Annotated in this window: 9 protein-coding genes; 5 read left to right on the plus strand and 4 right to left on the minus strand. The window is 69.0% G+C overall.

The features are described from left to right. Position 1 precedes the first annotated feature (1 nt). Entirely contained in the window at positions 2-5,629 is a 5,628-nt protein-coding gene (locus tag AC07SQ_RS12570) for an alkaline phosphatase D family protein (RefSeq protein ID WP_495271023.1), read from the plus strand. Between the two features lie 458 nt (positions 5,630-6,087). After that, positions 6,088-6,483 carry a hypothetical protein gene (locus AC07SQ_RS12575; RefSeq protein ID WP_062479336.1) on the plus strand — a complete coding sequence of 132 codons (396 nt, stop codon included), beginning with the start codon at positions 6,088-6,090 and terminating at the stop codon, positions 6,481-6,483. Positions 6,484-6,510: 27 nt separating this feature from the next. Here the strand turns inward: AC07SQ_RS12575 and AC07SQ_RS12580 are convergent, their stop codons facing one another. The 3 genes from AC07SQ_RS12580 to AC07SQ_RS12590 form a co-directional block, all read right to left on the minus strand. Continuing rightward, positions 6,511-8,640 (minus strand): tripartite tricarboxylate transporter substrate-binding protein, encoded by a 2,130-nt coding sequence (locus tag AC07SQ_RS12580; protein WP_495271022.1) that lies wholly within the window; start codon positions 8,638-8,640, stop codon positions 6,511-6,513. A gap of 144 nt (positions 8,641-8,784) precedes the next feature. Continuing rightward, a complete protein-coding gene (locus tag AC07SQ_RS12585) occupies positions 8,785-9,231 on the minus strand; it encodes a hypothetical protein (protein WP_495271021.1) in 447 nt (148 codons plus the stop codon). A 140-nt stretch (positions 9,232-9,371) separates the two neighbouring features. Beyond that, a complete protein-coding gene (locus AC07SQ_RS12590) occupies positions 9,372-9,638 on the minus strand; it encodes a winged helix-turn-helix transcriptional regulator (RefSeq protein ID WP_206167852.1) in 267 nt (88 codons plus the stop codon). 115 nt (positions 9,639-9,753) lie between these two features. Between AC07SQ_RS12590 and AC07SQ_RS12595 the strand changes: the two genes are divergently transcribed. From AC07SQ_RS12595 to pyrF, 3 genes are read left to right on the plus strand one after another with little or no spacing between them, the layout of a single operon-like run. After that, a complete protein-coding gene (locus tag AC07SQ_RS12595) occupies positions 9,754-10,296 on the plus strand; it encodes a carboxymuconolactone decarboxylase family protein (protein WP_495271020.1) in 543 nt (180 codons plus the stop codon). 38 nt (positions 10,297-10,334) lie between these two features. Continuing rightward, a complete protein-coding gene (locus AC07SQ_RS12600) occupies positions 10,335-10,661 on the plus strand; it encodes an EthD family reductase (protein WP_495271019.1) in 327 nt (108 codons plus the stop codon). Between the two features lie 41 nt (positions 10,662-10,702). Further along, positions 10,703-11,413, plus strand: coding sequence for an orotidine-5'-phosphate decarboxylase (pyrF, locus tag AC07SQ_RS12605; RefSeq protein WP_495271018.1), 711 nt, complete (start codon positions 10,703-10,705; stop codon positions 11,411-11,413). Positions 11,414-11,595: 182 nt separating this feature from the next. Here pyrF and AC07SQ_RS12610 read toward each other — a convergent pair whose 3' ends face one another. Further along, on the minus strand, positions 11,596-12,492 hold the full coding sequence (locus tag AC07SQ_RS12610; RefSeq protein ID WP_495271017.1) for an NAD(P)-dependent oxidoreductase: 897 nt from the start codon (positions 12,490-12,492) through the stop codon (positions 11,596-11,598). Positions 12,493-12,494 lie beyond the last annotated feature (2 nt).

Raw genomic sequence — 12,494 nt, forward strand, 5'->3', positions numbered from 1 at the left:
CATGAACGACGGTGGCCGCGACGATGAGGATGATCCCGGCGACCGCCTGCTCTCGCAGGGCGCCGAGGTGCTGGTGCGCGAGATCGCCGCGGCGCCGCCCGACGCGCTGCACTGCGATGTGCTGGTCATCGGCAGCGGCTACGGCGGCGCGGTGGCCGCGGCACGGCTGGCGGGCGCGCTGTCGCTGGACGCGGCGCCCGGCATTGCACCGGGCGCCGTGCCGATCAAGGTCTATGTGCTGGAGCGCGGCAGCGAATACCTGCCGGGCGAATTTCCGGCCACCTTCGCCGAGCTGCCGGGGCATGTGCGCTTCAGCATGCAGGACGGCCGGCCCGCGCGCGGCAACGCCTCGGGGCTGTTCGATCTGCGCCTGGGCGGCGAGGTGAACGCGCTGCTCGGCAACGGGCTGGGCGGTGGGTCGCTCATCAATGCGGCGGTGATGGAGCGCGCCACGCCCGATGCCTTCGAAGGCGGCGCCTGGCCCGGGGGCCTCGACCTTGCCGCGCTGGCGCAGGGCTACGGCAAGGCCGAGGCCATGCTGGCGCCGGAGCAGATCCCCGAGAGCGTATCGAAGCTCAACTCCCTGCTGAAGGCCGGCGCGCGGCTGCATGCGGCGAGCGGCAAGGCCCATGTCGCCATCGCCTTCGACGACGGCACGTGCACGCCGGCCCAGGTGGCGATGCACCGCTGCCTGCGCTGCGGCGACTGCGTGAGCGGCTGCAACCACCGCGCCAAGAAATCGCTGGACACCAACTACCTGGCGCTGGCCCATGCACGGGGCGCGCGCCTGTTCACCGGCGGCACCGCGCACCGCATCGCGGCCCTGCAGGGAGGCGGCGGCTATGCCGTCGAGTTCTTCTTCACCGACCGGCGCAAGGCGCGCACCGACAACGCCCGGCCCTACGTGGTGCGCGCGCGGCGGGTGGTGGTGGCCGCCGGCACGCTGGGTTCCACCGAGCTGCTGCTGCGCTCCAGGGGCCCGGGCCTGCCCGTCTCGCTGGCGGTGGGCCGCGGCTTCTCGGCCAACGGCGACATGATCGCGGTGGCGGCGGCGCAGAACGACGAAGCGCTGTCCAGCGCGCCCGAAGGCGAGGCGCCGGCACAGCGCGGCATCGGGCCGACCATCACCGGGTTGCTGCGCACCTGCGCGACACAGGGCGAGCGCCCGCTGGTGATCGAGGAGTTCGCCATTCCCGCGCCGCTGCGCCGCCTGCTGGCCGAAGTGGTGACCACCACCGACGCGCTGCAGGCGCTCGCGCACATGGACCTCGACCTGCACGCGCCGGACGAAGGGCGCGATCCGCTGGCCGTGGACGACGACATGCTGCGCCGCACGCCGGTCTACGGAATGATGGGCGACGACGGGGCGGCCGGCCAGGTCCGCTTCGTCGGTCATGACGGCGATGGCGCCGTGCTGGCCGACGCGCAGGTGCGCGTGGCATGGCCGAAGGTGGCCGCGCTGCCCGTGTTCGAGGCGCAGATGCGCGCCCTGCATGCGGCCCACGATGGCGCGGGCGGACTCGGCGGGCGCGTGCTGGCCAACCCGCTGTGGAAGCCGATACCGCCGTTCGGCAGCTTCGCCGACCTGGTCGGCCAGCTGGAGGGCGTGGGCTCGGTGCTGACCGTGCACCCGCTGGGCGGTTGCCGCATGGCCGACGGGTGCGAGCGCGGCGTGGTCGACAGCTGGGGCCGCGTCTACGACGGCGCTGCGGGTGCTTCTGCTGTGCCGTCGCTGCTGCCGGGCCTGGCGGTGCTCGACGGCTCGATCGTGCCGGTGTCGCTCGGCATCAACCCCTCGCTCACCATCGCCGCGCTGGCCGAGCGCGCGGTGCCCGTGCTGGCCGAGGACTGGGGCCTGGCGCTGGCCGGTTCGCCGCAGCCGCCGCCGTCGCAGCGCCCGTTGCGCCGCGACCTGACCCGTCCCCGCGCGCCCGCGCCCACGCGCGTCTCGCTGCGCGAGCGCATGACGGGCCGCGTGCACATCGACGGCCAGGCCTTCGCGCTGAGCGCCGAAGTCGAATTCGAGCCGTTCGACGTGCCGAGCCTGCGCGCGACGCCGCGCGTGCTGTCCCAGCCGGTGGTGGTCCTGCGCTTCGGCAAGGGCGACGACGCGCCCGTCGCGCATTGCACCGGCACCGCATCGATGCTGGTGCGCGAGAAGAGCGACAGCATCGAACGCATCCTGCGCAGCCACGGACTGGCCCGCAAGAAATTGCTGGCGCTGGTGCAAAGCCTGTTGGACGCGCGCGCCGCATCGGCCGGCGGCGCGATCGATGGGGACGATGCCGTCTTCGACGGCCCCGCGATGGCCGACCTGCTGGCGCTGTGCTCGCACCTGGGGCAGGTGCGCCTCATCGAGTACGACTGGACGGTGGCGCGGGTCGCGCACGGCGCGCCACTGAAGGAGGGCGACCGGCTGCGGCTCACCAAGCGCATCGCGTTCGTCGAAGGCGGCAACCCGTGGCGGCAGCTGAGCGAGGGCGAACTGCAGCTGCTCGGCCCCCATGCGCCGAAGCCGCTGGGCCGGCTGGTGCTGGACCCTTCCTACTTCGTCGAGACGCTGCAACCCCTGCTGCGCGTCGAGCACCAGCAGGACATGCCCAACCAGCTGGCGGACCTGGCCGAGCTGGCGCTGTGGGTGCTGCGCATCGTGCTGCAGGTTCACCTGCTGCACTTCGTGCCGCCGCCCGACTCGCCGCAGCGCGACTGGGAGCGCCTGCCGGGCGAGGTGTACGGCGTGCGGCCCGAGCCGGTCGAGCTCGTCACCGCGGCCGGCCCGGGCAGCGCGCCGCCGCGGCTGCTGTCGCGCTACCACCCGCCGGTGCGCCGCGCGGGCACGCGGCCCGTGATGCTGATCCACGGCTATGGCGCAAGCGGTTCCACCTTCGCGCACAGGAGCATTCCCGGCAACCTGGTGCACAGCCTGCTCGCGGCCGGGCGCGAGGTCTGGGTGCTCGACCTGCGCACCAGCATCGGATTTCCGAACCGGCCTCGGCGCTATTGGTCGTTCGACGAGGTGGCCGAGACCGACATTCCGGACGCCTTGCGCACCGTGCAGGCGGCGCATGCGACGCCCGACGAAGCGGCGCCCATCCAGGTCGACGTGGTGGCGCATTGCATCGGCGCCGCCATGTTCAGCGTGGCGGTGCTGCGCCTGCCGGGGCTGCATGCGTCCATCGGCGCGGTGGTGCTGTCGCAGGTGGGGCCACTGCTGCGCGCCACGGCCTTCAACCGCTTCCGGGGCTATGTGGCGGGCTACCTGCAGCAGTTCATCGGCATCGACGAGTTCGACACGCGACCCACGCTCACGCGCATGAAGCGCCTGCTTGTCGACGGCCTGCTGGCGACCTTTCCTTACCCCGATGACGACGGGGAGGCCGAGCGTCTGCGCGAGGTGCCGGGCTTCGCGGCCGTGCGGCATCGGGCCGACGCCATCTTCGGCCAGACCATGCGGCTGCACAACATCGGCAAGGACACGCTCGATGCGCTCGATTCGATCTACGGCTTCGTGAAGGTGCGCGGCCTCGCCCAGGTCGGCAACTATGCCCGCGAAGAGGTGCTGACCGATGCCGGCGGGCAGGGCCATGTGGTGGGCTTCGAGCAGGTCGGCCAGCGCTTCGGCTTTCCCGTGTTCATGCTGCACGGGCAGCGCAACGCGGTGTTCGACTGGCGCGGCTCGTACGACAGCTTCTGGCTGCTCAAGCGCGTGTTCGGCAAGGACGAAGGCCTGCCGCGGGAGCCTCCGCAGCTGCCGGAGCCGTCGGACGCTTCGAAGCCTTCCGGGGGCGACCTGTTCCTTGGTGAAGGTACCCCGCACCAGCTGCTGGTGCTCGGCGACTACGGCCACCAGGACACGCTGATCGGCGAGAAGGCCTGCACCGACGTGTTCCCGCACATCGTGCGGTTTCTCGAGGCCTTCGACCACAAGCCCGGCCGCGGCAACCCGGTGCCGCCCGACTGGCGGGCCAGCCTGCCGTGGACCGGCCCGTGGCTCGGCCTTGCGAGCCGGTCGGCGGACAACGCGGGCCGGCTGCATTGCCGGCTGGCGCTGCGTCCGCCGCCCGCGCATGTGTCGGCGCGCGCCGTGGTCTTCGTGCCCGCGTGGCGTCGCGACGGGCGCTGGTGCTTCGACTTCGCATGGATGGTGGGCCTGGAGACCACGCGCGAAAAGCTCCTGCAGGAGGCGGTGGAGATCGACCTGTTCGACGACCGGCTCGCCGACTACCAGGGCTTCGCGGTGCTGACGGCGCACGACGACCTGCCCATGGCGCGCGGCCCCCTCGAGGTGCTGGGCCGGAGGCTGTCGGCCGGGCTGTTCGCGCAGCCGCAGGACGAACCCATCGAGCCCATCCGCAAACAGGTGATGAAAACACTGGACGCGGCCACCGACGCGCAGCGCGAGCGCGCCGTGGTGCGCCTCGACCCCGCATGGACCGGCGCCGTGCAGCGCGAGGGCGAGCCCGCACAGGCCTCGCTGTGCTTCGTGCTCGCCAGTTGCCAGTACGTGCCGGGCCTGGTCGACCGGGTGCCCGCGCAGGCGTCGTACCGGCGGCTCGCGCAGCGGCTCGAGGTGCTCGCGCCGCCGCACAAGCCGCAACTGCTGGTGCTGGCAGGCGACCAGGTGTATGTCGACCAGACCGCCGGGCTCTTCGTGCCGGCGGGCGGCGACGACGTCGGCCAGGCCTATGCGCTCACCTTCAGGCTGGAGGCGCTGCGCCAGGTGATGGCCTCGCTGCCGACCTGTCCGCTGCTCGACGACCACGAGGTGATGGACGACTGGGAGCCGGGCCCCGACCCCTGTGGAACGCCGGCCGTGCGCGCCGCGCTCGACGGCTACGTCGCGCAGCAGCACAAGCTGGTGCGGGGCATCGGCCCGCAGCGTGACCCGCGTCCCTTCGACTACCGCATGGCGCCGGCCGGTTTTCCGTTCTACATGCTCGACACGCGCAGCACGCGACAGCGGCGGGCGCTGCGCACGGACGCGCAAGCCACGCCGCTGGACCAGGCGGCGATCCGCGCCGAGGCCGGCATGGGCGACCTGAAGAAGTGGCTCGAGGCTGCGCCCGCCGAACTGCCCAAGTTCATCGTGTCGCCGGTGGCGCTGTTCCCGATGCCGCGCGCGGCCGTCTTCGGCGACCCGGCGCAACGCCTGGGGATGGACGACTGGAGTGGCTACCCGGCCTCGCAGCGCGCGCTGCTCGAACTGCTGCGCGACACCACCGCGCGCCACGTGGTGGTGCTGTCGGGCGACCGCCACATGTCGAGCGTGTCGAGCCTCTGGCTGCAGGCGCCGGGCGGGCCGGTGGAGGTGATCTCGGTCGTGTCCTCGGGCCTGTATGCACCCTGGACCTTCGTCAATGCGCGGCCCGACGCGTTCTGGCTCGACGGCCAGGTCGAGCTCGGCGCCGTGCCGGGTGCCTTCGGCGCCACGATGGTCACGGCGGCCGTGGGCACCGGCAACGGCTTCGCCGTGCTGCAGGTGGAGCGCGGCGCCACCGGGCATTGGCGGATCGGCGTCACCCTCGATCTGGACAACGGGCTCACGCAATGCCTTCGCGACCTCGATCCGGCCGGCGGTGGCTGGACGGTGCAGGGGCCGGCGCGCTTCGCACGCAGGCAGCACCTGTGATCCGCGACAGCAGGCAGGCGAAACGGGCCCGCGAAATCGACAAGCCGTTTACAGGCACCGTACGCACGACACAGTGCCATACAAGCCACTGCACAGTTGCCTTCACAGTGCTCTTCCGCCGTCGCCGGCGCCGTTGCCACGGAGTTTGCGTAGGCCACCCACAACGCCCTTCGGCCACCTTGCCGAGGGGCCATCGGAGCACAAGCCGTGTCGTCGCAGAAAAAGAACGCCGCCTTCCTCGTCTCGACCTCGGGCCACCGCCTCCCGGCGTGGCCGTGGCGTGCAGGAAGAAGCAGGCCTCGTTCGCGTACGCCGGCTGGATCTGGCGCGCAGAAAAGTAGCGCTTTTTAGTTAATGCCATGTAACGCCATCGGGCGTTACCGACAGGCCAACCAGGCGCTTGGACGCACGCGCTCGGCTGAGCGCATGCCGACTGCGCGACGTCAGAGGGGCATGTCATGTTCACCCGTTACGCCATCCGCGCGCTGCTGTGCATCGCCGTCGTGCCGGCCATCTCCGAGGAGCCCGCACCCATCCATGGCCGCGTGTTCCTGAGCAAAGCCGAGGTCGAGAGCACCTTGATCGGCAAACCCATCGTCTCGAGCAATCTGTCGACCGGCATGGTCTCGCGCTGGCAGTTCTATACGGATGGCCGCGTCGACTTTGTCAACCAGAGCGGACCGGGCAAGGCGTCGGGCAAATGGGTTCTCAACGCCGACGGCTCGATGTGCGTGACGATGATTTCTCGAACCGGGTGCCGCTACTGGTTCAGGAACGAGAAAGACGGTGCCATTGCGAATGCCAGGACCAGGGAGCCGAATGCGCCGACCGTGGCCGAGATACGGTTCGAGTGATGGTGCGGGGCAGCGCCCTCAACGCCCTCAACGCGCCGGTGATGAAAGCGCACGCATCCAGCGTTCGCGCTCTTCGTCTTCCAGCGCCAGCAGGCTCTCTGGCGAACCGCCGCCGCCGACCACGCGAAGGTCTTGCAGCTGCTTGCGCACCTCGGGCGTGGCAAGCACCTGGGCCACGGCTTCCTGCAAGGTGCGATTGGACGCGACCTCCGAATTCGCGGGCGCCCAGAGGCTGAAGTGGTCGTAGGTCTTGAAACCGGCCAGGGGGGCGCTCGACGCCAGTGTTGGCCACGGCACACCTTCGAAGCTTTGCGGGTGCGCCGGGTCGGCGGTGGTGCCCAGCACACGCAACTGGCCGCGCCGTACGGCGACCGCCACGCCGTTCACGGGCGCGAACAGCAGGTCCACCGCATGCTCCTTGGTAATGACGTCCGAGTCGGGGTACATGCCCTTGAAGACCACGCGCTGCACGTCGACGCCGCTCGTTGCGCGGAACTGGCCGAAGGCGAGGTGGCCCGTCCAGCCGTCGTCGCCCGTGCCGATGCGCAGGCTGCCCGGGTGGGCCCGTGCGTAGGCCAGCAGGTCGTCCGTGCTGCGGATGCCCAGCGTGTCGGCCTTCGTGCTGTCGATGGCCAGCACCAGAGGCTCCGATGCCAGCAGCGTGACGGGGCGAAGGGAATGCATCAGCGCATCGATCGGCGCGGCCTGGTGCACGCCCTCGATGCCTCCGCGCGGCAGCCGCAACGCCGCGAGCAGGACCTTCTCGTTGCCGCCCTCCGTCATCAGCCGGCGATAGTCGGCCTCGGTGGCTGTCGGCACGTGATCGACCTGCACGCTGCGTCCCAGCAGGGTGGGCAAGTGGCTGGCCAGCATCTCGGCATAGTGGCCGCTGCGGCCACCGGGCGGAACCAGCACGGTGACGTGCAGCGCGGGCTGCGGCACGGCGGCAAGCCATTGCCCTGCATCGTTCATCAGGCCATAGCGTAATTCCCACGCGCCGCCCGTGGACGCGTTGCGCACCAGGGCGTCGACCACCCAATGGCGGCCCACGCGGTGGAACTGCCGGATGATCGGCCGTTCGTCCTGCCACCCGGGCGGCCGCCAGTCGTCTGGGAACGCGCCCGAGACGACGGCGTAGCCATGACGGAACCGGCGCGCGGATTCGAACTGCGGCGCGATCGCCCATTGGCCCCGCGCGTTCTGGTAGCCCCATCGGCCGGTGGCCGCGTCCTTGACCGGCCGCAGCGCGGCGCCGGCATCGCCGCTGCCGTGCAGTCGTTGCCAGCGGCACACCTGCGGCGTGCCGGCGTTGCGCTGCAGATCCAGCCCGGTGGCGGTGCACAGCCGGATGCGCCGCTGGGCGGTTGCGTCGGGCCGCTCGCCGAAGATGAACGGAATCACCATGCGTCCTCGCGCGTCGATCAGGCCGGAGCCGGTGGAGCCAGGCGTCACCATCTGCCGCTTGTAGTCCATCCATCGTGCAGTGGTGATGTCCCGCGGCGGGGCGGGGGGGCGCCACTGTCCCCGTGCATCGCGCAGGCCGGGCTGTGCGAACACCGTGTCCACCTGCAGCTCGGAAGGCACGGGCCTGGATCCTTCGGGCATCAGGTACGAGAGGGCCGCGGGGGAGTCGGCGGAGATCGTGTCCTTGCCATCGCAGCTCACGGGCGGAACGGCCCACTGGCCTTGCGCATCGATGCGCCCGTTGGCCGTGGTGGTGCGCAGTCCGCCGCCGGGCTTTCGCTCCACCAGCCACACCCGGTGCAGCGGCTGCAGTGCGGGATTGACGGAGATGTATTCCTGCCGCACGACCTGCCAGCGTCCGTCGCAGAAGCTGCGCGCCGTCGGCGACAGGAAAAGCACGCGCCCGTCGAGGGCGTCGAACAACGCGGGGGCGCGCTCGCTGTGCTTGCCCGGATTCAGGCTCAGCCAACGCGCCCGTTCGATCAGGTTGGGGGCGATGCCGATGGTGAAGGTGAAGATGTCTTCCCACGGTGGCGCCTGTGCATCCACTGGCTGCAGTTGCCAGGTCGGCTGCATCGGCAACGCGCGTTCCGGGTTGGCGTACAGCGCCTGGTAGGTCGGTGGCGCTGCGTGGGCCGGACCGAGAGCGATGCCGAGCCACAGCAGGGCGGCAAAGAGACGCAGCCGCTTCATCGGGCGAGCAAGAAACAAGGGTTCAGCCTCGGGTCGTGGCCGTAGATGGATGCCATTCCATCGCAGGCATCGCGGTTCGCCGAGGCGCTCGCGGTTGAACGCGCGGCGGCTGTCTGCCTGCTTGAACGATCTGCTGGCCCTCGCTCAAACTTCGTATGCATAGATGCAAGTGAGCTCAGCCCCTTTCAGCGCGGATTGAAAGGGCTCAGGCGCATTCTTGAGGATGGCGCCAAAGCTGGCGTTGAGTTTGCCGGCACCCATGCTGCCTTTGTATTTGATGCTCTTGGGCTTGGCTTGAAGCTGGAGTTTGTTCGAACCGGACAGCGCAGCTTCCAACCTGAAGACGCCACGGCGGAAATCGGTGGACTCGGAGGTTTCCGCCTGGGGTGAAACCAGGCGCATGGTTTGCCCGCCGTAGGAGAGCTTCAGATCGACCTCCACGATGGAGGCGGGAACATCACCCACCAAGGTGAGTGCCTGCCCCGCGTGACTGCCCGTGCAGTTCAGTCGTGCGGTATTGGCACCTGCGAGGGCCTGACCCGAGAGGGCGGACAGCAACACGAGGGTGCAGAGAGGAAAGATTTTTCTCATAGGTTTTCCAAGGCACTGACGCGATGTGTCCCGCACGACCTGCGAGACAGGCTGGGCAGCGCGAACATGCCGGTCACGGGCTCCTCCACAAAAACGTTTCTGATCATAGGCGGAGCCATTCGCCGCGGATGCTCCGCTTCTCATCGCTTTCCGCGCCCCCACTGGTCCGCCCAGGCTGACAACGGCTTCAGCGCCTTCGAAAGCCGCCGCCCTTCGTCCGTCAGCCGATAGCCACCCTCGGCATGTTCGACCAGATCGACCTCCCTCAGTTCGGTGAGCCGCGTGTTGAGCAATCGGGTGTTCGTCTCGCACGCGTCCTGCAGCGCTCTGAAGGTCAGCGAGCCCTCCCGAAGTTCCCAGAGCACGCGCAGCGCCGTGCGCCGGCCCAGCAGGTCCAGGGCGACCATGAGGGGGCGGCCGGTGGTGGAACCGCGAACTGGGTGGCCGATGCGAGGTGTCGTCATGCTTTACTTTATACAGCAACGGACCTACGATGGCGTGGCCCTTGAATCAGGAGTCTGCATGCCCGCACGCATCGAGCCAGCAACGCCGCCATTTGGTGAAGACATTTCCAGGTCACTCGACAGGGTGATGAAGGGACAGCCCCCCTTGCGGCTGTTCACGACCTTGGCACGCGACCCTCGTCTGTTTCAGAAGTTCTTTGCCGGCGGGTTGCTGGACAAAGGCCACTTGAGCATCCGACAGCGCGAGATCGTGATTCACCGCACGACGGCATTGTGCAAGTCCGAATACGAATGGGGCATCCACGTCACGATCTTCTCGAGGCTCGCTGGCCTGACGCCAGAGCAGGTTCAGGCGAGTGTCACGGCTTCGGCGAACGATGCCTGCTGGTCGGCCGAGGATCAGGTGCTTCTGCGCCTGTGCGACTCCTTGCACGCGCACGCCGACATCGACGATGGCCTGTGGGACGCGTTGCGAACGTACTTCAGCGAAGAAGCCATCATCGAATTGCTGATGCTGGCTGGCTTCTATCGCACCGTCAGCTACCTCACGAACGGGCTGCGCCTGCCCTTGGAAGCGTCGGGCGCGCGATTCCCCGCTTGAGGCGATCAACCAGCGTGCAACCCCCAGGAGAAATCTCGATGATCAAGGTCAGTGTCATGTACCCCTACGCCGCAGGCGCGCGCTTCGACCACGCGTACTACCGCGAGAGGCACATGCCCATGATGAAACGACTGCTCGGCGCAGCGTGCCTGTACTACATGGTGGACAAGGGCATCTCCGGGCGTGGTGTGGGCACCGACCCTGCGTACATCGCCAAGTGCGACTTCGTCTGCACTTCCGTCGACGCTTACCGGGCAGCCTCTGCCCAGCACCAGGAGGAGATCCGGGGCGACATCGCCAACTACACGGACATTCAACCCCTGGTGCAGATCAGCGAGGTGGTCGTGGAGCGTTCGGAGGCCTGAGTTCCCTCCGAGCGCGGGGCGTCGGCATGGAGGACAAGCCAATGAGTACGGACAGCCGCATCATCGTTTCGCTCGACTTCCCTGCCGCCGCATTGGCGGCGGACCTCGTGAAGCAACTGGGCGCGGCGACCACGCACTACAAGGTCGGCCTGCAGCTGCTGACAGCGGCAGGACCTTCGGTCGTCCGCGAGCTCGTTGATGCCGGGAAGCGTGTCTTCCTCGACCTCAAGCTGCTGGAAATTCCCAGCTCGGTGGCGGGTGCAGTCACCGCAGCCGGACATCTGGGTGCGTCGATGGTGACGGTGCACGCCTCAGGCGGTTCCGCCGTGCTTCGCTCGGCCGTCCAGGCCGCGAGCCAGTTCCCTCAACTGAAGGTGCTTGCGATCACCGTCATCACCAGCATGGGTGACCAGGACTTGGAAGAGGTGGGCGTCGCCTCGACGGTTCCAGAGCAGGTCGCACGGCTGGGCCGTCTGGCAGCCGCGGCCGGTTGCCATGGCGTTGTTTCGTCGCCGTTGGAGGTGAGGCTGCTTCGCGAGATCCTGCCGCCCGATGCCCTGATCGTGACGCCAGGCACGCAGCTTCCAGGCGATGAAAAGAATGACCACGCGCGGGCTGCGACGCCCTCGCAGGCCATCGGGGCTGGCGCGACGCACGTGGTCATCGGCCGCCCGATATCGCGTGCCCCAGATCCTGCCGCCGTGTTCGCCGCCGTGCGCGCAGAACTGGCTACCGCCATCCAACAACACTGAAGCGGTCAGGCGGGTTGGGGCTGGCACTTCGCCGCAGTGCCTGAACAGCCAGCACCACAGCCACGCTCATCGTGCGCAGGACACTGGGTGCTTCCCGCAGCGAAATCAAGGAGGAGGCCGCAGGCCGGGGGACATTCGCGGAGGGAAGTACCCGGTGGCCTGTGCACGCGCCCTGAAGAGTTTCAGCGCAGCGCTTCGACCAGATCGAGCACCATGCGATCCGGCCCGAAGACCTCGACCCCGTGCGCCAGCAAGGCATCCACAGCCTGCGCGATGCCATGGCTCGAAGACGACTGTTCCGCCATGTCGTTGTAGTACCCCAGGTCCTTCTTCGCATTCGCCATCGAAAACTTCAGCGAATCGGTGCTGCCCGTCAGCAGCTTGGGCTTGAGGCGTTCCAGCGCCACGCCGTTGCCGCCGCCCTTGGCGAGCACGTCCACGAACACCTCGGGCTTCACGCCGGCGCGCTGCGCGCAGGCCGCGGCCTCGCACAGCAGCGCCACGGTGCCCAGCGACACGAAGTTGTGCAGCAGCTTCATCGCATGGCCCGCGCCCACATCGCCGACGTGCGTGACGTTCTCGGCAAAGCAGCGCAGCAGCGGCAGGCACGAGGCCAGCACGTCGGCGTCGCCACCCACCAGCAGGTTCAGGCGGCCTTCGGCGGCCTCCTTGGCGGTGCGGGTCATCGGCGTGTCGAGGAAGAGGCCGCCCTTGGCGTGCACAGCACGCGCCACCTTGGCGGTGGAGGCGGGCACGGCGGTGGAGCAGTCGATCACCACGGTGCCGGGGCGCAGCGTGCTCAGCGCGCCGTTGTCGCCCAGCATCACGGCCTCGACCTGCGGCGTGCCGGTCACGCACAGGATCAGCACATCGACCTGCGTGGCCAGCGTGGCCACGTCTTTGACCGACGTGGCGCCGGCCTTCAGCAGGTCATCGATCGGCTGGTTGCCCGCGTGCTCCAGCACCGTGAGCTGGTGGCCGTGCTTGACGATGTTGCTGGCGATGCCGTGGCCCATCAGGCCGACGCCGACGAGGCCGACTTTGCGCGAGGTTTGTGGTTGCTGTTCAGTGGTGGTCATGA

This window comes from Variovorax sp. GW821-FHT06D12 (assembly GCF_059419205.1).